At 69.1% G+C, this 22,192-nt stretch carries 20 protein-coding genes; 4 read left to right on the forward strand and 16 right to left on the reverse strand.

Annotated elements, in window-relative coordinates; all coding sequences use genetic code 11:
- Positions 1-391 precede the first annotated feature (391 nt).
- From ACFCQI_RS07035 to ACFCQI_RS07050, 4 genes are all read right to left on the reverse strand, one after another.
- The gene (locus ACFCQI_RS07035) at positions 392-3,763 is read right to left on the reverse strand and encodes a GH92 family glycosyl hydrolase (protein WP_395120730.1); all 3,372 of its coding nucleotides are present in this window, start codon (positions 3,761-3,763) and stop codon (positions 392-394) included.
- Positions 3,764-3,788: 25 nt separating this feature from the next.
- Positions 3,789-4,808: a YheT family hydrolase gene (locus ACFCQI_RS07040; protein ID WP_395120731.1), complete on the reverse strand. Its 1,020-nt coding sequence runs from the start codon at positions 4,806-4,808 to the stop codon at positions 3,789-3,791.
- Complete coding sequence (locus ACFCQI_RS07045; RefSeq protein WP_395120732.1) at positions 4,805-5,605, reverse strand: lysophospholipid acyltransferase family protein; 801 nt, start codon at positions 5,603-5,605, stop codon at positions 4,805-4,807. Before ACFCQI_RS07045 ends, ACFCQI_RS07040 begins: the two co-directional genes overlap by 4 nt.
- Before the next feature lie 72 nt (positions 5,606-5,677).
- A complete protein-coding gene (locus ACFCQI_RS07050; RefSeq protein WP_395120733.1) occupies positions 5,678-6,154 on the reverse strand; it encodes an Lrp/AsnC family transcriptional regulator in 477 nt (158 codons plus the stop codon).
- A gap of 138 nt (positions 6,155-6,292) precedes the next feature.
- On the opposite strand from ACFCQI_RS07050, the gene phhA reads away from it, so the two are divergent.
- Positions 6,293-7,186, forward strand: a complete 894-nt coding sequence (phhA, locus tag ACFCQI_RS07055) for a phenylalanine 4-monooxygenase (protein WP_395120734.1) — start codon at positions 6,293-6,295, stop codon at positions 7,184-7,186.
- A gap of 153 nt (positions 7,187-7,339) precedes the next feature.
- Here the strand turns inward: phhA and ACFCQI_RS07060 are convergent, their stop codons facing one another.
- The 8 genes from ACFCQI_RS07060 to ACFCQI_RS07095 all read right to left on the reverse strand — a co-directional run bounded on the left by ACFCQI_RS07060 (position 7,340) and on the right by ACFCQI_RS07095 (position 13,617).
- On the reverse strand, positions 7,340-8,032 hold the full coding sequence (locus ACFCQI_RS07060; RefSeq protein WP_395120735.1) for an SGNH/GDSL hydrolase family protein: 693 nt from the start codon (positions 8,030-8,032) through the stop codon (positions 7,340-7,342).
- On the reverse strand, positions 8,029-8,763 hold the full coding sequence (locus ACFCQI_RS07065; protein WP_395120736.1) for an RES family NAD+ phosphorylase: 735 nt from the start codon (positions 8,761-8,763) through the stop codon (positions 8,029-8,031). The genes ACFCQI_RS07060 and ACFCQI_RS07065 overlap by 4 nt, the downstream gene beginning before the upstream one ends.
- A 146-nt stretch (positions 8,764-8,909) precedes the next feature.
- Positions 8,910-9,314, reverse strand: a complete 405-nt coding sequence (locus ACFCQI_RS07070) for an antitoxin Xre/MbcA/ParS toxin-binding domain-containing protein (RefSeq protein WP_395120737.1) — start codon at positions 9,312-9,314, stop codon at positions 8,910-8,912.
- A gap of 79 nt (positions 9,315-9,393) precedes the next feature.
- Positions 9,394-11,196 (reverse strand): DUF885 domain-containing protein, encoded by a 1,803-nt coding sequence (locus ACFCQI_RS07075; RefSeq protein WP_395121300.1) that lies wholly within the window; start codon positions 11,194-11,196, stop codon positions 9,394-9,396.
- A 108-nt stretch (positions 11,197-11,304) separates the two neighbouring features.
- Positions 11,305-12,009, reverse strand: a complete 705-nt coding sequence (locus ACFCQI_RS07080) for a helix-turn-helix transcriptional regulator (RefSeq protein ID WP_395120738.1) — start codon at positions 12,007-12,009, stop codon at positions 11,305-11,307.
- Positions 12,010-12,104: 95 nt separating this feature from the next.
- On the reverse strand, positions 12,105-12,734 hold the full coding sequence (locus tag ACFCQI_RS07085; RefSeq protein WP_395120739.1) for a glutathione S-transferase family protein: 630 nt from the start codon (positions 12,732-12,734) through the stop codon (positions 12,105-12,107).
- A 36-nt stretch (positions 12,735-12,770) separates the two neighbouring features.
- Entirely contained in the window at positions 12,771-12,998 is a 228-nt protein-coding gene (locus tag ACFCQI_RS07090; protein ID WP_395120740.1) for a hypothetical protein, read from the reverse strand.
- 10 nt (positions 12,999-13,008) lie between these two features.
- The gene (locus ACFCQI_RS07095) at positions 13,009-13,617 is read right to left on the reverse strand and encodes a DJ-1/PfpI family protein (RefSeq protein WP_395120741.1); all 609 of its coding nucleotides are present in this window, start codon (positions 13,615-13,617) and stop codon (positions 13,009-13,011) included.
- Between the two features lie 130 nt (positions 13,618-13,747).
- Between ACFCQI_RS07095 and ACFCQI_RS07100 the strand changes: the two genes are divergently transcribed.
- Together ACFCQI_RS07100 and ACFCQI_RS07105 are read left to right on the forward strand one after the other, a co-directional pair.
- On the forward strand, positions 13,748-14,764 hold the full coding sequence (locus ACFCQI_RS07100; RefSeq protein WP_395120742.1) for a class 1 fructose-bisphosphatase: 1,017 nt from the start codon (positions 13,748-13,750) through the stop codon (positions 14,762-14,764).
- A gap of 195 nt (positions 14,765-14,959) precedes the next feature.
- Positions 14,960-17,017, forward strand: coding sequence for a prolyl oligopeptidase family serine peptidase (locus ACFCQI_RS07105; RefSeq protein ID WP_395120743.1), 2,058 nt, complete (start codon positions 14,960-14,962; stop codon positions 17,015-17,017).
- A gap of 48 nt (positions 17,018-17,065) precedes the next feature.
- Here the strand turns inward: ACFCQI_RS07105 and ACFCQI_RS07110 are convergent, their stop codons facing one another.
- Positions 17,066-17,245, reverse strand: a complete 180-nt coding sequence (locus ACFCQI_RS07110) for a hypothetical protein (RefSeq protein ID WP_395120744.1) — start codon at positions 17,243-17,245, stop codon at positions 17,066-17,068.
- A gap of 102 nt (positions 17,246-17,347) precedes the next feature.
- Positions 17,348-18,466: a PA0069 family radical SAM protein gene (locus tag ACFCQI_RS07115; RefSeq protein ID WP_395120745.1), complete on the reverse strand. Its 1,119-nt coding sequence runs from the start codon at positions 18,464-18,466 to the stop codon at positions 17,348-17,350.
- A gap of 138 nt (positions 18,467-18,604) precedes the next feature.
- On the opposite strand from ACFCQI_RS07115, the gene ACFCQI_RS07120 reads away from it, so the two are divergent.
- Positions 18,605-18,865 (forward strand): GlsB/YeaQ/YmgE family stress response membrane protein, encoded by a 261-nt coding sequence (locus ACFCQI_RS07120; protein WP_395120746.1) that lies wholly within the window; start codon positions 18,605-18,607, stop codon positions 18,863-18,865.
- A 70-nt stretch (positions 18,866-18,935) separates the two neighbouring features.
- Here the strand turns inward: ACFCQI_RS07120 and ACFCQI_RS07125 are convergent, their stop codons facing one another.
- On the reverse strand, positions 18,936-20,606 hold the full coding sequence (locus tag ACFCQI_RS07125; RefSeq protein WP_395120747.1) for an MFS transporter: 1,671 nt from the start codon (positions 20,604-20,606) through the stop codon (positions 18,936-18,938).
- Between the two features lie 157 nt (positions 20,607-20,763).
- Entirely contained in the window at positions 20,764-22,143 is a 1,380-nt protein-coding gene (locus ACFCQI_RS07130) for a hypothetical protein (protein ID WP_395120748.1), read from the reverse strand.
- Between the last annotated feature and the right edge of the window lie 49 nt (positions 22,144-22,192).

Below are 22,192 nucleotides of genomic sequence, written 5' to 3' on the forward strand. Positions count from 1 at the left end.
CGAAGATCCGCCAAGCCGATCCTTACACGTGCAGGCTCACGCCAGGGGCGGGCCTAAGATACCGTTGCAGCTTGCGGCAGATAAAACGGAACGGGGGCGCGAATCTACGGCGCAGGCGCGAAGCCAGAGGAGCCCGACGGCGTCTCCCCGTTCCCACCGATGATCAGTCGGCGATTCTCCCCCAACCTCCGAGGAGAATCGACACATAAGGAGCCCGCTCGCGCGGCGATGCTCTTCGGGATGACCAGACAGTCGTCTGTTGAAGCCGGGATTGGCAAGAGCATCGCTCGCGAGCGGGCGCCTACGGGCGGTGCGCGGTTCCGTGGGGCGGACACTGTCCGCCGCCTTTCGTCACGACCGCGGAAGGCAACGGCCGGCAGGCAGTGCCCGCCTACGGGGTGAGTCCGAGCAGTTCGATTTCGGCGAGGGCGCGGGGCGATGCGTCCGGTGCCGCGTCGAAGTGCAGCCGGTAGTGCGCGTACTCGCCCGGCGCCGGCACGGCGAACGCCCGGGTCTGCCGCGGCCAGGCGAAGCGTTGCTGTTGGCGGGTATCCAGCGTGCGCCAGTGGTGGCCGTCGACGGAAGCCTGCAGCTGCCAGCCCGACGGCGCGGCGGCCCTGGCCGCCGAGGTCAGGGTGAGCAGGGCGACCCGGCGCGGCGCGGCATAGTGCCAGGCGATCGTGGTCGACGTTGCGGGCAACACGGCTTCGCTGGCGGAGTCGTTGTCGAACAACGCGGGCAGGCCGGCGATGGTCGGCGTGCTGCTGGTGGCGGCACCGGGATCGCGCAACGGCTGCAGCCGGCCGTGGGTGGTCAGCGACGGCGGCAGTGCGGCCTCGTCGCTGGCCCAGCGTGAGGGCGTCGGTCCCATGAGGAATTCGAGCGTGGCGCCCTGCGCCAGCAGCGCGTGCGGCAGGGTCAGCTTGTTCCATGGCTGGCCGTTGACGCGCAGGCCCTGCACGTAGCGGTTGGTGTCGCTCACCGCCGGCGCATCGATCACGATGTGCCGGCCGTTCTCCAGCGCAATGTCCATGTGCGGGAAGTACGGCGCGCCGATCACGTATGCCGGCGTGCCCATGCGCAGCGGATAGAAGCCGGCGGCGCTGAACAGGTACCAGGCGGACATCTCGCCGTTGTCCTCGTCGCCGGGATAGCCCTGGCCGATCTCGCTGCCGACGTAGAGACGACTGAGCACGTCGCGCACCTTGTCCTGCGTCTTCCACGGCTGGCCGGCAACGTCGTACATGTAGATGATGTGGTGCGAGGGCTGGTTGCTGTGGCCGTACTGGCCCATGCGCACGTCGCGCGCCTCCAGCATCTCGTGGATCGGCTCGCCGTAGCTGCCGACGTGGAACTCGCCCGGGGTGGCGAAGAACGCGTCGAGTTTCGCCGCGAGTCCGGCGCGACCGCCATACAGCGAGGCGAGGCCGGCGCCGTCCTGGGGTGCGTGGAAGGCCATGTTCCAGGCGTTGGTCTCGGTGTAGTCGCCGCCCCAGCGCAGCGGGTCGAAATGCTTCGCGTCGTCGCGCCACTTGCCCTTCGCGTCGCGGCCGACGAAGAAGCCGACGGCGGGATCGAACAGGTTGACGTAGCCCAGCGCGCGCTGGTGGAAGTACGCCGCGTCGTCGGCGTAGTGCGCGGCGTACGGGTCGTCCGCAGCCGGCGCGGCCGCCAGCGCGGCGGCGAGATTGCCGATCGCGAAGTCGTTGATGTAGCCGTCCATCGACCAGGACAGCCCTTCGTCGACGGCGGTGTCGGTGTAGCCGTTGAAGATCGAGCGCTGCAGCCCCTTGCGGCCGGTGCCCGCGAGCGGGCTGACCACGGTCGCGTCCTTCAGCGCGGACTGGTAGAACGCGCGCACGTCGAAGTGGCGCACGCCCTTCAGCCAGGCGTCGGCAAACGCGACGTCGGCGCTGGTGCCGACCATCAGGTCGGCGTAGCCAGGCGACGACCAGCGCGCGATCCAGCCGCCGTCGCGGTACTGCTGCACGAAGCCGTCGATCATCTCGCCGGCCTTCGTCGGCGCGAGCAGCACGTAGGCCGGCCACGCGGTGCGATAGGTGTCCCAGAAGCCGTTGTTGACGTACGGCTTGCCGTCGACGATGCGCGCGCCGGTTCGCGTCGGCGTGTCCTTGCCGGTCGGCGCGGAGAACGGGCTGGCGTATTGCCAGTGCGGTTGCGCGGCGCTGCCGGTGTTCTCGTACGCCTCGTTCGGATACAGGAACAGGCGGTAGAGGTTGGAATACAGCGTGGTCAGCTCGTCGGCGCTGGCGCCGTTCACCTTGATGATGCCGAGCTGCTGGTCCCATTGCCGCTGCGCCCGCTCGCGCACGTCGTCGAAACTGTCGCCCGGCGCGATCTCCAGTGCCAGGTTGTGCCGCGCCTGCGCCACGCCGATCAGCGAGGTGGCGATGCGCAGGTTCACCACTTTCGTCTTCGAGGTGTCGAAGCCGAACCACGCGGCGACGTGGTCGCGGCCCTCGCCGGTGAGCCGCCCGCTCCCGCTGACCGGTTGGTCGACCGTGCCGTAGAAGAACAGCCGGGTGGCGCCGGCGGACAACCGGCTCTTCACGTCGGACCAGCCGCTGAAGCTGCGTGTCGCCGGGTCGAGCACGATGCCGCCGTGGTCGTCGCGGTTGTCGAACACCAGCTGCGAGCGGTCCCCGGTGAAGGTGAAGCGGAACATCGCGGCGTGGTCGGTCGGCGCGATCTCGGTGACGATGCCGTCGTCGAAGGCGACGCGGTAGGCATGCGCGTGCGCGGTCTCGTTCGCGTGGCTGAAGCTCAACGCGCGCGTCGCGCGGTTCGCGCTGGGCGCGCCGCGGGCGACCGCCGCCGGCATCAGCTGGAAGGTCTGCCGGTCGCCCATCCACGGGCTCGGCTCGTGCGACAGCGCGAACGCCTCCAGCCGCGGGCGGTTGTCGGCGCCGTTGCGCTGCTGGTACTGGTACATCCAGTTCGAACCGGCGTCGGTCACCGGCGTCCAGAAATTGAAACCGTGCGGCACGGCCACCGCGGGGAAGTTGTTGCCGCGCGAGAAGCGGCCGTTGGAATTCGTGCCGCGGCGGGTGTCGACGAAGTCGCTCGGGCGCCGGCGCGTGTCGGTCGTTGCGGGGCCGATACGCAGATCATCCACATAGCCCTCGAAGCTGGCGGCCGGACCGTCATGCGCCAGCACGATGCGCTTGATGGTGCGACCGGCGGCCACCGCGCCGACGTCGACCGCCAGGTAGTTCCACTGATCCGGGTACAGCACGCGGCCCTCGCCCTGCGCACGCGCCGACGCGCCGAGGCGGTGCTGGTCGCGCGCGCCGCGGCTGGACAGCCGACTGCCGTCGTCGAACAGCAGGTCCACCGCCACGTAATTGGCCGGGTTGCGCAGGTCGCCCGCGTTGGACACGGGAAACAGCAGGTAGGACAGCTGCGTGTCCGCATGTACCGGCAGGTTCACCGCGTACAGCGCGATCTGCTGTTGTCCGCCCGCCTCGCCGCGGTAGTGCAGCGAATGCAGGCCGCTGAAGCCGACGCCCGGCTTGGCGGTGAGTGCCGCCGCCTGACCGGGACCACCGGCGACGGCGACGTTGAAGCGCGGGTCGGGTGCGCCCGCCAGCGGTGCCGGTTCGGCCGGTTCGAACGAGCGCAGGAAGATCGTGGCCGCGGGCGTCGCCGCCGGCGCCAGTCCACCCGGCAGGACGGCCAGCCACAGGGCGAGGCGCACGCCGCGCATCGCGTGCCGGCGGATCGTGTCGCGTGCTCGCCCCATGTCGCCCCCTTGCGCCGCCAGGTTCTCAGCCGATCGGCGACGTGCCGTCGGCCAGTGCGTTGAAGCGCGCCGCGATGTAGTCGTCGGTGTAGCTGACCATGTCGCCGCCGCGGATGAAGCCACAGTGGCCGCCGAAGTCGGCGATATCCAGCTCGACGTTGGGCGGCAGGCGCAGCTGCTCGAAGCTGTTGACCGGGATCACCGGATCGTCTTTCGCGGTGAGGATGGTGGCCGGGACCTGCATCGCCAGCATCGCGTCGCCGGCCACCGAATAGCCGTCCAGATATTGCTGCAGCGACTTGAAGTCCGTATGCCGCAGCACCAGCGCCTCGGTGAGCCCGCGCAGGTGCTTCTTCAACTCCGACATCTCGAAATACTGGTGCTGCGGAAACGCCTTCTGCTTGAGCAGCAGCGAGTGCCGCCACTTGCGCATGAAGTACGCCTGATAGATCCACGGCGCCGTTTCCTCCAGCGAAAACAGGCCCACCGCCGGATCGATGATCGGGCACACCGCCAGCGCGTAACTGAGCGGAATACCCACGCGCGAAGTCTGCATCGCCGCGCGCAGGGCGAAGTTGCCGCCCAGCGAGAAGCCGGCCACCGCCATCGGCCGCGCGCCCCAGCGCGTGGCGATCTCGCCCAGCGCATGCACCACCTCGTCAAGCCGGCAGGAGTGGAACAGCGCCTCGTTGAGGCCGTGGCTGTCGCCGTGGTCGCGGAAGTTGAGCCGGAAGATGTCCCAGCCGTCGGCGAGCAGGCGGCTGCCGGTCTGCAGCACATAGGTGGAATCGACGCTGCCTTCCCAGCCGTGGAACAGCACGGCCAGGCCGCGCGACTGCGGACGGGTCTTCTGCGCGGTGTAGGCGCCGCTCAGGCGCACGCCGCCGCCGCCGTCGAGCACCACCGGCTCGGCGCCCTGCAGCACGGTCTTTGCCGCACGCGGCAGCAGCAGGCGGCGCACGCCGCTGGAAGACAGCATGGTCTGGACATGGCCGCTGCGCAGGGGCCAGGGCGGGCGGAAATCCTTGCCCCGGGGCAGCGTCATGCAGAGCGGTCCGCCAGTGCGGCGGCGATGCGTTCGCGCGATTGCTCGGCCATGCGCCGGCGGCCCTCCGCGCTGGCCGGCACGGTGCCCAGGAAATGCACCTCGGCATCCATCGGCGGCTCGCCCAGCAGGCGCACGAAGTTGGCCAGGAAACTCTCGTGCTCGCGGAAGCCGGCGTCGATCACGCGGCGGCCGTCGCGGGCGAAGCGCAGCGCCACCGGCTGCACCGGCACGTCGGCTTCCAGCGCGGCCTGGAAGATACGCGCGTGGAACACCCTGAGCACGCCGTTGTAGCCGCTGCCGCCTTCGGGGAACACCGCCACCGAGCGCCCCGCGCGCAGGCGCTCGACCATCACCGCCATCACCGCAGCCAGCGAATGGTTGTTGCCGCGCCGGTGGAAGATGGTGCCGCCGTTGGCCGCCAGCCAGCCGACCAGCGGCCAGCCGGCGATCTCCGCCTTGGCCACGAAGCAGGCGGCGCGCTGGCTGTGCAGCAGCTCGATGTCGATCCACGAGGTGTGGTTGGCGACGAACAGCACCGGATCGGGCAGCGGCTGGCCCACACGCACCGCACGCAAGCCGAAGATGCGCATCAGGCCGAGCGACCACCAGCGCACCAGCCGGTGCGGGAACGGTTCGCGGCCGTCGCGCATCACGCGATGGCCGTTCCAGCTCATCACCAGCCCGGCCAGCAGGACCGCCAGCACGGCATGCACCAGCAACAGCGGCACCCGCCACAGGTAACGCAGCGGGCGCAGCAGGTCGCGGTCGGCGGAAGTGGCGGTGTCGAGGCTCATCAACGAGTTAGTTTAACGTTAGTCGGCGGCCGTGCGCCCATGCCGGCGCTGAACGGACCGGCCGCCTGCGCCTCACCGCTGCAGATGCTGCAGCGGCAGCGAGGGCGAGCGCTTCACCGTGCGCAGCACGAAGCTGGAATTGACGTCGGCCACGCCGCTGGCGTTCAGCAGATGATCGAGCAGGAAGCGCGAGAAATCGGCCAGGTCGGCGACGTAGACGTGCAGCAGGTAATCCATGTCGCCGGTCAGCGCGTGGCAGGCGACGACCTCGTGCCAGCCGTTGACCCGTTCCACGAAACGCTCCACCGCGGCGTGCTCGTGCTTGGCCAGCTGCACCCGCACGAAGGCCTGCAGGCCCAGGCCCACCGCCTGCGGATCGACCTGGGCGGCGTAGCCGGTGATGATCTGCGCCGATTCCAGCCGCTGCAGCCGGCGCAGGCAGGCCGATGGCGACAGGTTGACCCGCTCGGCCAGCTCGGCATTGCTGATGCGGCCCTCGCCCTGCAGCACGGCGAGGATGCGCAGGTCGGTGCGGTCCAGCGTGGCCATGGCAAGATTCTCCGACGTTTGGCGTGATCTGAGCAAGAATAGTGCAACCATGGCGCTGCATCCGGCAACAAAACAAGCTTCGTGCCCGCCATTCGGCCTAAGCTGGCCGTTCGAACCCGCTGTCTCCGGAGACCCGCCATGGAAGCCCCCGCACCGCGCAAGATCGAACACCAGCAGACCGACCGCGGCTACGTGCCGGTTTACGCCACCGGCGTGGTCGAGCAGCCGTGGACGAGTTACAGCAAGACCGACCATGACGTGTGGGACACCTTGTTCAAGCGACAGCGCGAGCTGCTGCCCGGGCGCGCCTGTCGCGAATTCATGGAGGGCGTGGAGCGCTTCGGCCTCGGCGACGGCGGCATCCCGAAGTTCAGCGAGCTCAACGTGGTGCTCGGCGCCGCCACCGGCTGGCAGGTGGTGGCGGTGGAAGGCCTGCTGCCGGACGAGGTGTTCTTCGACCACCTGGCCAACCGCCGCTTCCCGGTCAGCTGGTGGATCAGGAAGCCCGACCAGCTCGACTACCTGAGCGAACCGGACCTGTTCCACGACCTGTTCGGCCACGTGCCGCTGCTGCTCAACCCGGTGTTCGCCGACTACATGCAGGCCTACGGCCGCGGCGGCATGAAGGCGTTCGCGATCGGCCCCGAGGCGCTGATGAACCTCACCCGGCTGTACTGGTACACGGTGGAGTTCGGCCTGATGAACACGCCCGAGGGCATGCGCATCTACGGCGCCGGCATCGTCAGCTCCAAGGGCGAGTCGATCTACTGCCTCGATTCGCCCTCGCCCAACCGCATCGGCTTCGGCCTGGAGCGCGTGATGAGCACGCGCTACCGCATCGACACCTACCAGCAGACCTACTTCGTGATCGACGACTTCGCGCAGCTGTTCGAGGCGACCCGGCCGGACTTCACGCCGATCTACGCGCGCCTGCACGACCAGCCGGCGCACGCCGCCGGCGACGTGCTGGACGGCGACCATGTGTTCACTCGTGGTGACCGGAAGGGCTGGGCAACCAACGCGGACACCTGAGCTCCCAACAAGGAGTCTCGACAGGCCTCCGTCGTTCCTGCGAAAGCAGAGGCGCTTTTCAACAGTCCGAAGGACTGGTCAATCCAGCGCCTCGATGGCCGATCCGCAAGGCACTGGACTCCGGCTTTCGCCGGGATGACGAGCCGTCGCGGGTCAATCGTGCGCGGCGGGTTTGCCGTGCGCCTCCACCCACGGCTTGAGCCGCTCGATCCACAGCGCGTAGCCGCGCCGGTTCATGTGCAGGCCGTCCGGCCCGAACCACTGCGGCTGCGGCTGGCCATCCTCGCCCAGCATCGGCGTGAACACGTCGACATAGGCCACGCCCCGCTGCGCCGCCGCGTACTCGCGCACCAGCGCGTTAGCCGCGCGGATCTGCGGCAGAAGCTCGCGGCGCGCCATGCTGGGCTTGATCGCGATGAAGGCGATCGGCACGCCGGGGTCGAATGAGCGGACGCGGCGCACGAAGGCGGCGAAGTCGTCGCGCACGTGGGCCGGGCTGTCGCCATCTGCCAGGTCGTTGTCACCGGCATACATCACGATCGCGCGCGGGTGGTACGGCGCCACGAGGCAGTCCGCGAAGAAGGTGGCGTCGTCGATCTGCGAACCGCCGAAGCCGCGGTTGATCGTCGCCACGCCGGGGAAGTCCGCCGCCAGCGTCTTCCACAAGCGGATCGACGAGCTGCCGATGAACAGCACCGCGCCGCGCGGCGGCGGCGCGGCCCGGTCCGCGGCCTGGAACGCGGCGATGTCCGCCTGCCACTGCGCGTGATCGTTGGCGTGGTTGTCGCGCGCCAGCGCGGGCACGGCGCACAGGCACAGCAGCAGTATCGCGGCGATCCTGTTCACGGTGCACTGCCGTCAGCGGGGTTCGACCTTGCCGTGCCGACCGCCTGCGGCCGGCTCAGCTCCGAGACTTCCAGCACCTGCGCGATGCGCGAGCCGTCCCAGCGATAGACCAGGTGCTGCGACTGCACGCAGGGCGCGACCACGTCGGGCTGGAACGCGGCCAGGCATTCGCCGCCCGGGTGGCGGGCGCTGTCGTAGACGATGCCGTTGGAGCCGTCGTCGCGCAGCGTGCGCGCCAGCTTGACGCTGGCGGCGTAGGCATCCGGATCGTGCTCGGCCTTCCAGCCGCCGCGGATGTCGTGCAGGCGGCTGTCCACGCTGGTGCGGTAGCAGCGCATCTGGATGCTGCACGGCGGCTCGGCGGTGGCGGCGAGGAAGCGCTCGCGGTGGTACACGGTTTCCTCCACTGCGGTAGCCACGCTGTGCGCGGCGTAGAACACGCCCCACGTGCCGTCGGAGAAACGGCTGCCCTCCGGGTTGAGATGGGTGAACGCGGCCATCACCGGCGTGGAGCCGGGGCCGCTGATGCGGTGCTCCTTCGGCACCAGCTTCAGCGCATCGGCTTCCTCGCGCAGGCGCGGATTGGTCAGCGCCTCGACCGCGAACAGCGCGTCGATGTCGGCCGGGGCGGCGATGCGGTCGTACACGCCGACCGGCGGAAAGCGGCTGGGCACGATGCGGAAGGCGTGGCTCCAGCGGATGCGTTTGACGGGTGGCAACGAGGGCGGCATCGGTTTTCCGTGGACAGGCATCAACCCCGCAGGAGCGCGCTTGTGCGCGATGCTTTTGTTTCAGGCCCAACGCGAAGAGCATCGCGCACAAGTGCGCTCCTGCGGGGGTATCGCAGCGTCGCGGATGGATGTATCGCGGGCTGCGATCAGCCGCGCTGCGCGTCCAGGTACTGGCGCACCACGTACAGGTCGGCGACGTTGCCCGACAGCATGCGTTCGAGCGCGGAGTGGCCGCCGAACAGCGGCGCCGCGCTGGGCTTGTGCAGCCAGGCGTCGGCCTGGGCCGGGTCGGGAAACAGGATCTGCAGCGACTTCCAGATGCCGAGCAGGTAGCTGATGCGTTCGAGCGTGTCGCGGCCCGGGCTGCCGCCCTGCTCGCGCTTCCACTTGTAGAAGGTGGATTCGGGCGGGTCGCCGAGCAGGCGGCGCTGCTCGGCCGTGCGGAGCTGCCATGCCTCGGCGAGGCGGAAGAAGCCGCGCAAGGCGGGTGGTCCCAGGGTATCGGCGGGCGGCGCGTAACGCGGCGAGGCTTCGGCGAGGCGGGCGGTCATGGCGGCGACTCTCCCTGTGAAGTACGCCTTGATACTACTACATCCGTGAAGTCCCCTGTCCAGTCCGCCCGGACCGCGTTCAGGCGCCGTCGCCGGTGCCCTTCGCCTTGGCGCAGTCGCAGCCGAAATCCGGTTCCGGGCCGCCGTCGGCGATGAAGTGGTCGATGCGCTTCTCCAGCACCGGCAGCGGCACCGAGCCGGTGGACAGCACGGTATCGTGGAAGTGGCGGAGGTCGAACTTTGCGCCCAGCGCCTGTTCCGCCTTTTCGCGCAGCTCGCGGATCTTCAGGTAGCCGAGCTCGTAGGACAGCGCCTGGCCGGGCCAGCTGATGTAGCGGTCGACCTCGTTGGCGATCTCGCGGTCGGACAGCGCGGTATTGCCGGTCAGGTAGTCGATCGCCTGCTGCCGCGTCCAGCCCAGGTGGTGGATGCCGGTATCGACCACCAGCCGGCACGCGCGCCACATCTGGTAAGTGAGGAAGCCGAACTTCTCGTAGGGCGTCTTGTAGATGCCCATCTCGTTGCCGAGGTATTCCGAATACAGGCCCCAGCCCTCGCCATAGGCGGAAATGTAGCCATTGCGGCGGAATGCCGGCTGGTCATGCCGCTCCTCGGCCAGTTCCAGTTGCAGCGCGTGGCCCGGATACGACTCGTGCAGGGTCAGCGCCGGCATGTTGTACAGCGGCCGCGAGGGCAGATCGTAGGTGTTGACCAGGTAGGCGTCGGCGCCGCCGCGGCCGGAGGTGTAGTACGGCGCGATGTCGGCCGGCACCGGCACGATGGCGAAGCGCGAACGCGGCAGATGGCCGAAGAACTTGGCCATCTGGCCGTCCACTTCCTTGGCCACCCACGCGCTCTTGTCGAGCAGCTCCTGCGGGGTCTTGGCGTAGAACCGCGGATCGCTGCGCAGGAAGGCCAGGAAGGCCGGGAAATCACCCTTGAAGCCGGTGTCCTTCATCACCTCCAGCATCTGCGCGTGGATCTTCGCCACCTGCTCCAGGCCGATCTTGTGGATCGCGTCGGGGCTGAGGTCGAGCGTGGTGTACTCGCGGATCTGCTGGCGGTAGAACGCCTTGCCGTCGGGCAGCGCCTCGGCCGCCAGCGTGGTGCGCGCCTGCGGCACGTACTCGTCGCGGAAGAACTTCAGCAGCTTGGCATAGGCCGGGATCACGTCGTCGCGGATGTGCTGCAGCGCCTGGCCCTGCAGCGCCTGCGCCTGGTCGGCGGGGATCGTGGCGGGCAGCTGCTTGAACGGTTTGTAGAAGCTGCTCTGCGTGGGGTCTTTCAGATCCGCCACCGCCGCGATGGAGACGTCGCGGCCCTTGAGCACTTCGCGCGGCACGCTGAAGCCGCGTTTCAGGCCGAGGCGCATGTTGGCGATCTGCTGGTCGAAATAGGCCGGGATCTGGTCCAGCCGGTCGAGGTACTTGCGGTAGTCGTCGACACTGCGCAGGCGGTCGCCGCCGAGCTCGTAGCCGATGTCCGACCAGAACGCGGAGTCGCTGTTGAACGGCATCTGCCAGGCCTTGAACTTCTGGTCGGCCAGCAGGTTGCCGATCTGCGCGTGGTAGACCTCGAAGTTGACCCGATTGCCCGGCGACAGCTGCGCCACGTCGATCGCGTCGAGCTGCGTCATCACGCGCTGCCAGTATTCCAGCCGCCGCTGCTGGCTGGCCGCGCCGACGTCATCGAGCCGGCCGCTGTCGCCGGCGTCCGCATTGCCGGGGTGGCCGCTGCGCCACGCCCATTCGGTGGTGTAGATGCGCTTGAACTGCGCATCCGCGCTGCCCGTGGCGGCGGCCGGCGCCGCCGTCGCCGACGCCATGGCGCACGCGCCGAACACCAGTGCCAGTGCGGCGAGGCGGGTGATCCTGGAGGTCATCTTCAACACGGGGCTCCTTGGCGGGCAATCGGCAGGCGGAGCGCGGCGCGATCCGGCGAACCCGTCAAGCCTAACGCGCCGACCGCGGCTTGAACACGGCGAACGCATTCAGCGCAGCGCGAGCTGATCCACGCCCACCGCGCGCAGGTAGGCGGCCAGGCCGCGCTCGGCGACGTCGGCGAACACCTCGCCGGTGGGCGTGCCGGTGCCGATGCGGTCGGGACGGAAATTGCGGAAATCCCCGCGCAGCCGGCACCACGCGCCCAGCGTCCACTTGCCGCCCCAGAACGACAGGCACAGCGGCTCGACCTCGCGCACGCTGGACTGGCCGGCCTCGTCGCGATAGTCCAGCCGCAGCACCTGGTTGCCGACGATCGCCGCGTGCAGCTGGTCGATCAGCGCGGCGAAATCCTCGCGATGCTGGTCGCGCCAGACCGGGGCGAAGATGCGCGTGCTGCCGGCGCGCTCGCGCAGGTCCGGCGGCAGTACCGCCTCGATCTTCAGCAGCGCCGCCCGCGCGCTCTCGGCCAGGCGCACGCCGGCGAAGGCCTGCACGAAGCGCGAACCGACCACCAGGGCCTCGAGCTCGTCGGCGTTGAACATCAGCGGCGGGATGTCCGAACCCTTGCGCAGCACGTAGCCGACGCCGGCCTCGCCCTCGATCGGCACGCCGGACAGCTGCAGGTCGGCGACGTCGCGGTACACCGTGCGCAGCGACACGCCCAGGGTCTGCGCCAGCGCGCGGGCCTGCAGCGCGGTGCGCCGACCGCGCAGCGCATGGATGATGAGGAACAGGCGATCGGCACGGCGCATGCGTACATGATTACCGAGCCGGCGCGCGCCGGCCAGCGTCGGAGGTCACGGTCGCGGCGGCGCGAGCGCGGTGCCATCGTGGCCGTACCGGCGGATCACGCCGACTGCGCCGCCACCAGCGCGGCATCGGCGGCGGCGGCACGCTGCATCGCCGGGCGCGCCAGCACGCGGTCGATGTAGGCGCGGATCACCGGCAGCTCGGGCACCAGCTTGAACGTCACCGTCCAGTTCAGCGCCGTGCCCCACAGCACATCGGCGGCGCTGAAGGTGTCGCCCAGCAGGTACGGGCCGCGTTCGAGCTGGTCGGTCAGCGTCTTCAGCATGGTGTCGTAATCGCCGTAGGGACAGGTGGAGGGCGCGGCGGGTTCGCGCTGCATCGACTTGTCGATCACCGCCGGCTCGAAGCACGAGCCGTAATAGACCAGCCAGCGCAGATACGGCCCGCGCAGCGGGTCGCCGAGCGGCGGCGCCAGCCTGGCCGCGGGGAACAGGTCGGCCAGGTACAGGAACACCGCCGGCTGCTCGGTGACCAGCGCCTCGCCGTGGCGGATCGCCGGCACCTTGCCCATCGGGTTGATCACCAGGTACTCCGGCTTGCGCGTGTCGCCGGTTTTCAGGTTGAGCGCATGCAGGTCGTAGTCGGCGCCGAGCTCCTCGAGCAGGGCGCGGGTGCCGCCGGAGCGGCTCTGCGGCGCGTGGAAGAAGGTGACGCGTGGGTGATCCATGGAATGGACTCCTTGCCAGGGGGATGATGGTGCGGCTCAGCGATGCTGTCCCGCGGAAGTCCGGCCACCGCTGCGGCCGCCCGAACCAAGCGGGCGGAGAACAAGCTGGAACAACGTGGCCAGCAGGGCACGCCGGGTGCGTGGGGCCGTACCGGCGACCGGCGGCGGATCGGCCTTCGGCAACCGGTACTGGCCATCCAGCAGCAAGCCATGCAGATACAGCGGGCGATACGCCCTCTCGATGCGTTGCAGGATCGTGCTCATGTCGCCCTCCTCAGGCCGCCACCGCTTCGCCGACGCACCAGGGCGGAAGTTGCGCGTGCTTGAACAGGCGATACCAGTCGGCGCGGTCGGTGGCGCTGTACAGGTCCAGCGTGTGGATCACCTCGCGGGCGAACTCGATGCTGCCCAGGTGGCTGGCGCTGATCACGCCGTCGTCACTGACCGCCAGCACCTCGGCGTCGAACTGCTCCGTGCCGCGATAGCCCGGCACCTGCGCGGCCAGCTGGCCGGCCCAGTTGCCGGTGTGCCGGCGCTGGTCGAGCAATCCGCTGCGGGCCAGAGCCAGCACGCCGCTGTCGATGCCGGCCACCGGCGCGCCGGCGGCATGCACGCGGCCGATTAGCTCCACCGCCGCATGCCCTTCGTCGCGCAGCCACAAATGGCCGCCGGGCACGATCAGCAACGCCGCCCGCGCCAGCTCGACCTCTTCCAGGGCGAGGTCGGGCTTCACCGCCAGGCCGCCCATCGAGGTCACCATGGCCCGCGAGAAACCCACGGTGCGCACCTCCCAGTCGCCGGGGCGACGGATCTCGCACAGTGCCAGCGCCGCCTGCCAGTCGGCAAAACCGTCGAACACCACGAAATAGACCGTGTCGCGCATGTCGTATCCCTCCGTCTTGGAGGTACAGCTTGGCGACCCCCTGCTGCCAACGTGTTGTCAGCAGGGCCAGTACCACGCCCCGCATGCCGGCAAATGCGACAATAAGCGTCTCCCACGCCATGGACCCGACATGAAACCCGTCTCGCTGATCCAGTTCCTGATCGAGGAACGCCGCGCCGGCCACATCAACGCCGAACTTTCGCTGCTGATCGAGGTGGTCGCGCGCGCCTGCAAGCGCATCGCGGTGGCGACCAGCAAGGGCGCGCTGGGCGGCGTGCTGGGCGAGGCCGGCACCGGCAACATCCAGGGCGAGGCGCAGAAGAAGCTGGACGTGATCTCCAACGAGATCCTGCTGGAGGCGAACGCCTGGGGCGGCCACCTGGCCGCCTGCGCCTCGGAGGAGATGGAAGACCCGCAGCAGATTCCGGACGGCTATCCCAAGGGCCAGCACCTGCTGCTGTTCGACCCGCTGGACGGCAGCTCCAACATCGACGTCAACATTTCCGTCGGCACGATCTTCTCGGTGCTGCGCTGCCCGGACGGCGTCACCGAGCCGAAGGCCGAACACTTCCTGCAGCCGGGCACCACCCAGCTCGCCGCCGGCTACGTGGTGTACGGCCCGGCCACCGTGCTGGTGCTGACCTTCGGCCACGGCACCCACGAGTTCACCCTGGACCGCGAAGTGGGCAGCTTCATCCTCAGCCGCCGGAATATCCGCATTCCCGGGCAGGCCACCGAGTTCGCCATCAACATGTCCAACCAGCGCCACTGGCAGCCGCCGATGCAGCGTTATATCGGCGAACTGCTGGCCGGCAAGACCGGGCCGCGCGGCAAGGATTTCAACATGCGCTGGGTGGCCTCGATGGTCGCCGACGTGCATCGCATCGTGACCCGCGGCGGCGTGTTCTATTACCCGCTGGACGCGAAGATCGAGAAGCAGGGCGGCAAGCTGCGCATCATGTACGAGGCCAATCCGATGGCCTTCATCATCGAGCAGGCCGGCGGCGCGGCCACCACCGGCCGCCAACGCATCATGGAGGTGCAGCCGACCGGCCTGCACCAGCGCGTGCCGGTGTTCCTCGGTTCGAAGGAAGAAGTCGAACTGGCCACGCGCTACCACCTGGAAGCCGAAGGCGCGCAGGCCTGACGCCTTCGCTCCCTCCCCCGCCAAGGCCGGGGAGGGCTGGTGGGGGCCCGCCCTGATCTTCCTCCAGCCGCGCCTCGCTCCCCGGGCGATGCGCCAATCCGGCCCCGGCACGGGGCACGCTGCGCGCGCCTTCCCTACTTGGCGCACGCCACAGCGGGTTGTAGGTTTGACGGATTCCCCCGGCCGGAACCTCTCATGCCCAAGCGCACGCACCTGATCGCTCCCCTTTCGCTGCTGTGCCTGGCGCTGGCGCCCAACGCCTTCGCCGACGCGCCCACGGTGGACCCGCGCATCGAGCAGGTGCTGACCGAACTGGGCAAGGCGCAGTCGATCCAGGCCACCGCGATCTCGCCGGACGGCCGGCAGCTCGCCTGGGTGATCCGGCGCGACGACAAGCCGGCGATCGAGGTGGCCAACGCCGACGGCAGCCATGCGCGCCGCGTGAGTGCGGCGGCCACACCGGGCAGCTGCGCCGAATCCGGCATCGCCTGGGCGCCGGACTCGCGCCACCTCGCCTTCGTCTCCAACTGCAACGTCGACCTCACCAGCACCCGGGTGATGCAGAACGACATCTACCTGGCCGACACCCGCGGCAGCACCGCACCGGCGCGGCTGGCCGCGCTGAAAGGCTACGTGCGCGCGCTGCAGTGGACCGACGACGGCAAGTCGCTCGGCTTCCTCTATGTCGCAGGCGCCACCCGCCACGCCAGCGCGGTGGCCGCGGCCAAGCGGCCCGCCGGCGAGATCGGCGTCAGCGGCGTCGAGGTGCAGCGCGTGGCCAGCCTCGACGTCGCCAGCGGCGCGCTGCACGAGCTGACGCCCGCCGGCATGTACGCCTATGAGTTCGACTGGTCGCCGGACGGCTCGCGCATCGCCTATACCGCCGCGCCGCCGCCGGGCGACAACAACTGGTGGATCGCCAGGCTCTACGTGCAGCCCGCACAGGTCGATGCCGCCGCCACCGTGCTGGTCGATCCGGCCGACACCGCCAGCGGCTCGCTGCACGGGCTGCAGATCGCGCTGCCGCGCTGGTCGCCGGATGCCTCGCGGATCGCCTTCATCGGCGGCCTGATGAGCGACCAGGGCGCCACCGGCGGCGACATCTACGCGGTGCCCGCCGCCGGTGGCACGCTGGTCGACCTCACGCCCGGCATCAAGGTCACGCCGAGCTGGCTGCGCTGGACGTCGCCGCGCGCGATGCTGGTCAGCCAGGTCAGCAACGGCCAGAGCCAGCTGGCCGATTACGCGGTGTCCGCCACGCGTGCACAGCAGCAGCGCGTGCACTTCACCGTGCCGGGCAGCATCGGCGATGGCAGCGCGTCGATGGCGATGTCGCTGTCCGCCGACCTCAGGCACGTCGCCTTCCTGCAGAGCTCGTACGCCAGCGCCAGCGAAGTGCACGCCGGCGCGCTGGGCAACACCGCGCCGCCGGCGGTGACCTCGTTCAACGCCGGGCTCAAGCCGGCCTGGGGCAAGGCCGAGTCGGTGGAGTGGAACAACGAGGGCTTCCACGTGCAGGGCTGGCTGCTGTACCCGGCCCACTACGATCCGAAGAAAACCTATCCGATGGTGGTGGTGGTGCACGGCGGCCCGTCGAGCGCAGTGATCCCGCGCTGGCCGGGGGTGGGCTACGGCGCCGCGCCGCTGTCTGCGCTGGGCTATTTCGTGTTCCAGCCGAATCCGCGCGGCAGCTTCGGTCAGGGCGAGAAATACGTGCAGGCCAACCGCAAGGACTTCGGCTACGGCGACCTGCGCGACATCCTCGCTGGCGTCGACGCGGTGGAGAAGCAGTTTCCGGTGGACGACAACCGGCTTGGCCTCACCGGCTGGAGCTACGGCGGCTTCATGAGCATGTTCGCGCCCACCCAGACCCAGCGCTTCCGCGCCGTGGTCGCCGGCGCCGGCATCTCCAACTGGCAGAGCTACTACGGCCAGAACCTGATCGACCAGTGGATGCCGCCGTTCTTCGGCGCCAGCGTCTACGACGATCCGGCGGTGTACGCGAAGAGCTCGGCGATCAACTTCATAAAGCAGGTGAAGACGCCGATGCTGATCGTGGTCGGCGACCGCGACGCCGAATGCCCGGCGCCGCAATCGTTCGAGATGTGGCATGCGCTGCGCGCGCAGGGCGTGCCGACCTCGCTGGTGGTCTACCCCGACGAAGGCCACCACTTCGTCGACCCCGCGCACCAGCGCGACGTGTTGCAGCGGGCGCTGGGCTGGTTCCAGAAATACCTGCCGGCCGGCGGCTGAGCACAAACGTCAGCGGCTTGCCTGCCGGCCCGCGCCGGCAGGCATCCCTCACGATTCGGGCGGGTCGCGCCGACGCGTGTGGGTGACCGCGCCGACGATGCCGATGCCCAGCAACACCACCACGCCGACGCCGATCCATTGCGTGGGCGCATGCAGCAGATAGGCACCGCAGGCGAGACCGCCGATCACGATGATCATGCCGATCAGATAGAGCGCAAACGAGGACATCACCGTCTCCGGGGCGACCAATGCGCCGCCCGCCGTTCATGGCAGTCCATTTGAACCGGGTTGTCATCAGTGTCGCGTGAAGCTTCCGCGCAACGCATCCGCTCAGAACAACTCACCCTGCGGTGAGGCCTGGCGCGGCGGCACGAAACGCGAGGTGTCGAGGCTGAGCTCGCGGGCGCGGCCGAAGCCGTGCCGGCGGCAGGCGACGTCGAAGCGACGGCGCAGCAGGTCGGCGAATACCCCGGAGCCGTGCATGCGGGTGGCGAAATTGCTGTCGTAGTCGCGGCCGCCGTTCATCTGCTGCAGCAGGCTCATCACGTGCCCGGCGCGCTGCGGCGCGTGCAGCGCCAGCCATTCGCGGAACAATGTTTTCAGTTCCCACGGCAGCCGCAGCGTGGTGTAGCCGGCGCTGCGGGCGCCGGCATCGAAGGCCTGCGCCAGTACCGCTTCCATGTCCTTGTCGTTGAGCGCGGGGATGATCGGCGCCACCAGCACGCCGACCGGCACGCCGGCGTCGGCCAGCGCGCGGATCGCCTTGATCCGCCGGTGCGGCGCGCTGGCGCGCGGCTCGAGCTTCGCGGCGAGGCGGTTGTCCAGCGAGTTCACCGAGACGAGCACCTGCACCAGCCCTTCGCGCGCCATCGGGGCCAGCAGATCCAGGTCGCGCTCGACCAGCGCGTTCTTGGTCACGAGGGTGCACGGGTGATGGCACTCGGCCAGCAGTTCCAGCGCCGCGCGGGTCAGTCGCCAGCGTTTCTCGATCGGCTGGTACGGATCGGTGTTGCTGCCGATGTTGATCGGGCTGACCTTGTAGTTCGGCTTGGCAAGCTCCGCGCGCAGCACCTCGGCGAGATTGCCCTTGGCACGGATCTTCGTTTCGAAGTCGAGGCCCGGCGACAGGTTGAGGTAGCTGTGCGAGGGGCGCGCGAAACAGTAGATGCAGCCGTGCTCGCAACCGCGGTAGGGATTGATCGCCTGAGTGAAGGCGATGTCGGGCGAATCGTTGCGGCTGATCACGCTGCGGGCACGCTCGTCGGTGACCTCGGTGCGCGGGCGCGGCGCGTCCTCGTCCAGCAGCGCGCTTTGCCAGTCGTCGTCCTCCGCCTGGCGGCGGATGTGCTCGAAGCGGCCTTCCGGATTGGACGCGGCGCCGCGGCCCTTGATCGCCGCGCCCGGCGCGGCGGAAGGCGGCGGTGCCTGCGAGGCGGCGGGGTCTTCCATCGGGCCAGTGTGCCGCGGGGAGGTCTCAGCCGGCGCGACATCGGCCCCGCTCACGGGGCATCCACACCAGAGCGCGGACGCTTGGGCGGCGCGATGGCCAGCACCGCGTCGCCCACCCTTCCACTTCAAGGAGTTCGCATGACCGCCACCGCCCTGATCATCTTCCTCGTCATCGGCGCCATCGCCGGCTGGCTCGCCGGCCTGATCGTGCGCGGCTTCGGCTTCGGCCTGCTGGGCAACATCGTCGTCGGCATCATCGGTGCCTTCCTCGCCGGCTGGCTGCTGCCCGCACTGGGCGTGAGTTTCAGCCTGGGCAGCCCGATCGTCACCAGCATCGTGTATGCGATGATCGGCGCGATCGTGCTGCTGGTCATCATCGGCCTGATCAAGCGCGCCTGAGGCCTGCAGGCAAGAAAGCGCAGCGGCTTGCGTCGCTGCGCTTTCTTCTTCTGGAACGCCCGCGAACGGCTCAGGCGCTGATGTCCACGTCCTTGGTCTCGGCCACGAAGAGGAAGCCGATCACGAAGGTCATGGCCGCGATGATCACCGGATACCACAGGCCCGAGTAGATGTTGCCGGTGAGTGCCACGATGCCGAACGAGACCGAGGGCAGGAAGCCGCCGAACCAGCCGTTGCCGATGTGGTACGGCAGGCTCATCGAGGTGTAGCGGATGTTGGTGGGGAACATCTCCACCAGCCACGCCGCGATCGGGCCATAGACCATGGTCACGTACAGCACCAGCAGGGTCAGCAGCACCACCAGCATCGGGTAGTTGCTGTTGGCCGGGTCGGCCTTGGCCGGATAGCCGGCCTCATCGAGCAAGCTGCCCAGGCTGGCGGCGAACTGTTTGCTCTGTGCGGCGAAGTCCGGCTTGGACAGGCCCTTGCCGTCGAACGCGGCGATCGTCTGGCTGCCCACGGTGACTGATGCCAGCGTGCCGGCGGCGGCCTCCTGGTTGGCGTACGGCACGCCGCGCTTGGCCAGCGTGCTCTTGGCGATGTCGCACGAGCTGGTGAACACTGCCGTGCCGGTGGGGTTGATCTGCAGATGGCAGTCGGCCGGGTTGGCGATCACCGTGATCGGTGCACTGGTGCTGGCTGCCTCGATCGCCGGGTTGCCGTAGTGGGTAATGCCCTTGAAGATCGGGAAATAGGTCAGCGCCGCCAGGAGGCAGCCGGCCAGCACCACCGGTTTGCGCCCGATCTTGTCCGAAAGCCAGCCGAACACCACGAAGAACGGCGTGCCGATCAGCAGTGCGGCGGCGATCAGCAGTTGCGTGGTGGTGGCGTCGATGCGCAACGTGCTGCCGAGGAAGTACATCGCGTAGAACTGCCCGCAGTACCACACCACGGCCTGGCCGGCGGTGGCGCCGAACAGCGCCAGCAGCACCAGCTTGAGGTTGCCCCAGCGGGCGAACGACTCGGTCAGCGGCGCCTTGGAGGTCTTGCCCTCCTCCTTCATCTGCTTGAACACCGGGGATTCGGCCAGCTGCAGGCGGATATACACCGACACCGCCAGCAGCAGCGAGGACAGCAGGAACGGGATGCGCCAGCCCCAGTCGTCGAACTTGTCGCCCAGCAGCCACTTGCAGCCCAGGATCACCAGCAGCGACAGGAACAGGCCAAAGGTGGCCGTGATCTGGATGAAGCTGGTGTACAGGCCGCGCTTGCCCTGCGGTGCGTGTTCGGCCACGTAGGTGGCTGCACCGCCGTACTCGCCGCCCAGCGCCAGGCCCTGCAGCATGCGCAGCGCGATCAGGATCACCGGCGCGGCCAGCCCGATCGAGCCGTAACTGGGCAGCAGGCCGACGAAGAACGTGGACAGGCCCATGATCACGATGGTGATCAGGAAGGTGTACTTGCGCCCGACCAGGTCGCCCACGCGGCCGAACACCAGCGCGCCGAACGGACGCACGGCGAAGCCGGCGGCGAAGGCCAGCAGGGCGAACACCAGCTGGCTCGCCTCGTTCAGTCCCGAAAAGAACTGGTGCCCGATGATGACGGCGAGCGAGCCGTACAGGTAGAAGTCGTACCACTCGAACACGGTGCCCAGGCTCGAGGCCAGGATCACCCGCTTGTGGCTGACGTCGAGCGCACCGCCGGCCTTGCTGCCGATGGCGTCGATGGCATTGGTGGCCATGATGTTTCCCTCCCGAATAGTGTGAGATGCCTCTGCCCGGAACACTGGGGAGAAGTCGGAAGGTGCGGACCGTCCCTTGCCCCGGACCGCACCTCGTCACCCTCCCGCCTGGGCGGGAGGTTGCTCGGCGGCGCGCCGGGGCACGCCGCCATGAACCTCAGAAGCGATAAAGCGCGTTGAGGCTGAGCTGGTTGCCGGTGGTGGTCTTGCGATCCGTGCCGTTGCTGGTGGAGTCGAGCTTGTCGTGCATCCATTCGGCGCTGAGGTCGTACGAGCCGGCGGTGTACTGCAGGCTCAGCGCGGTCTGGCGGTTGCGCAGCAGGCCGGTCGAGCCGTTGCCCATCCAGGCGATCACGTCCTTGCTGTCGGGTTTGCTGTAGGCATAGAACGCGTACAGGCCCCAGTTCGGGGTGAAGCCGTAACCGGCCTGCACGAAGCCGCCGCGCTCCTTGATGTCGCCGAACTGCGACATCGCGCCGAACACCTGGCCCAGGCCGTTGCCGGTGTAGGCCAGCCCCTTGAATGTCCACGGGCCCGGTTTCCACTGCCCGCCGATCTCGTAGCCGGTGCTGTTCACGCCGGACCGGATCGGTGTCGACGCGGTGCCGCCCACGCCGCGCAGGTCGACCTTGCTGTAGTGCGCGGTGAAGTAGGCCAGCCAGTTCTTGTCCTGCACGTGCAATCGCGCCTCGACCTGCGGGCGGAAACCGGCATTGCCGGCGGTGAGGTAGTTGACGTTGTTGCCGGGCCCGTTCCAGGTGCCTTCGAACGCGCCCACGTCCAGCCGCCACTGCACGCCGGTGCTGCCGTGGTTGAGATCCTGCATCACCACCACGCCGGGGAAGCGCCAGCCGCCGAAGCCGGAGCCGAAGCCCAGCGGGAACGCGATGTGCGCCAGCGAGGTCGGCGAGTTGTCGATCGGGAACATCAGATCCCACTGCTGGCCGATGCGCACGGTAGTGCCGCTCTCCGGATTGGTCAGGTCCATGTAGGCCTGGCGCAGGCGCGGCGTGGGCTGCTGCTGGCTGTACGGACCGGTGCCGTTGAAGCCGCCGAAGAAGTCCATCTCGATGCGGCCGCCGCCGCTCCAGTTGCCGGCGAACTGGGCGCCCTTGAAGTCGAGCCAGAAGCGCGTGTTGCGCACGTCGACGCCGCTGAGCGAGCCGCTGGAACCGGGCACCGGGAACAGCGCATTCTGGCCGTTGCCGTAGGTGAAGCTCTTGCTCTGGCTGAACGCGCTGGCGCTGACGAAGCCGTGCAGCGCCACCGACACGCCCGGCGCGCTGCTAAACACCGGCGCCGCCGGTGCCGGTGCGGCCGCCACGGCCTGCGCCGGTGCCGCGGGCTGGACGGGCGCGGCCTTCTGCGCCTGGATCATCGCCTTCAATTCGTTCAACTGCTGCTCGAGCTGGGCGACGCGCTGTTCGAGCTGCTGCTCGCGCGAGTCGCTCTGCGCGTGCGCCGCCAGCGGAAGCATCAACGCGCAGGCCAGGCTCAGGGCAAGCGCGGAACGGTGGTGGGTCTGTCGCGTGGCCATGCGTGCGTCTCCCCGGGATTCGATGACGGGCCGAGCATGGCCATGCTGC

It is taken from the genome of Rhodanobacter sp. FW102-FHT14D06 (assembly GCF_043950705.1).
Lineage (GTDB): Bacteria > Pseudomonadota > Gammaproteobacteria > Xanthomonadales > Rhodanobacteraceae > Rhodanobacter.

What these genes read in the sequence shown, in the direction of transcription:
- ACFCQI_RS07035 (WP_395120730.1), bottom strand. Translation starts at nt 3,763, where the DNA reads ATGGGGCGAGCACGCGACACGATCCGCCGGCACGCGATGCGCGGCGTG.
- ACFCQI_RS07040 (WP_395120731.1), bottom strand. Translation starts at nt 4,808, where the DNA reads ATGACGCTGCCCCGGGGCAAGGATTTCCGCCCGCCCTGGCCCCTGCGC.
- ACFCQI_RS07045 (WP_395120732.1), bottom strand. Translation starts at nt 5,605, where the DNA reads ATGAGCCTCGACACCGCCACTTCCGCCGACCGCGACCTGCTGCGCCCG.
- ACFCQI_RS07050 (WP_395120733.1), bottom strand. Translation starts at nt 6,154, where the DNA reads ATGGCCACGCTGGACCGCACCGACCTGCGCATCCTCGCCGTGCTGCAG.
- phhA (WP_395120734.1), top strand. Translation starts at nt 6,293, where the DNA reads ATGGAAGCCCCCGCACCGCGCAAGATCGAACACCAGCAGACCGACCGC.
- ACFCQI_RS07065 (WP_395120736.1), bottom strand. Translation starts at nt 8,763, where the DNA reads ATGCCGCCCTCGTTGCCACCCGTCAAACGCATCCGCTGGAGCCACGCC.
- ACFCQI_RS07070 (WP_395120737.1), bottom strand. Translation starts at nt 9,314, where the DNA reads ATGACCGCCCGCCTCGCCGAAGCCTCGCCGCGTTACGCGCCGCCCGCC.
- ACFCQI_RS07075 (WP_395121300.1), bottom strand. Translation starts at nt 11,196, where the DNA reads ATGACCTCCAGGATCACCCGCCTCGCCGCACTGGCACTGGTGTTCGGC.
- ACFCQI_RS07080 (WP_395120738.1), bottom strand. Translation starts at nt 12,009, where the DNA reads ATGCGCCGTGCCGATCGCCTGTTCCTCATCATCCATGCGCTGCGCGGT.
- ACFCQI_RS07085 (WP_395120739.1), bottom strand. Translation starts at nt 12,734, where the DNA reads ATGGATCACCCACGCGTCACCTTCTTCCACGCGCCGCAGAGCCGCTCC.
- ACFCQI_RS07090 (WP_395120740.1), bottom strand. Translation starts at nt 12,998, where the DNA reads ATGAGCACGATCCTGCAACGCATCGAGAGGGCGTATCGCCCGCTGTAT.
- ACFCQI_RS07095 (WP_395120741.1), bottom strand. Translation starts at nt 13,617, where the DNA reads ATGCGCGACACGGTCTATTTCGTGGTGTTCGACGGTTTTGCCGACTGG.
- ACFCQI_RS07100 (WP_395120742.1), top strand. Translation starts at nt 13,748, where the DNA reads ATGAAACCCGTCTCGCTGATCCAGTTCCTGATCGAGGAACGCCGCGCC.
- ACFCQI_RS07105 (WP_395120743.1), top strand. Translation starts at nt 14,960, where the DNA reads ATGCCCAAGCGCACGCACCTGATCGCTCCCCTTTCGCTGCTGTGCCTG.
- ACFCQI_RS07110 (WP_395120744.1), bottom strand. Translation starts at nt 17,245, where the DNA reads ATGTCCTCGTTTGCGCTCTATCTGATCGGCATGATCATCGTGATCGGC.
- ACFCQI_RS07115 (WP_395120745.1), bottom strand. Translation starts at nt 18,466, where the DNA reads ATGGAAGACCCCGCCGCCTCGCAGGCACCGCCGCCTTCCGCCGCGCCG.
- ACFCQI_RS07120 (WP_395120746.1), top strand. Translation starts at nt 18,605, where the DNA reads ATGACCGCCACCGCCCTGATCATCTTCCTCGTCATCGGCGCCATCGCC.
- ACFCQI_RS07125 (WP_395120747.1), bottom strand. Translation starts at nt 20,606, where the DNA reads ATGGCCACCAATGCCATCGACGCCATCGGCAGCAAGGCCGGCGGTGCG.
- ACFCQI_RS07130 (WP_395120748.1), bottom strand. Translation starts at nt 22,143, where the DNA reads ATGGCCACGCGACAGACCCACCACCGTTCCGCGCTTGCCCTGAGCCTG.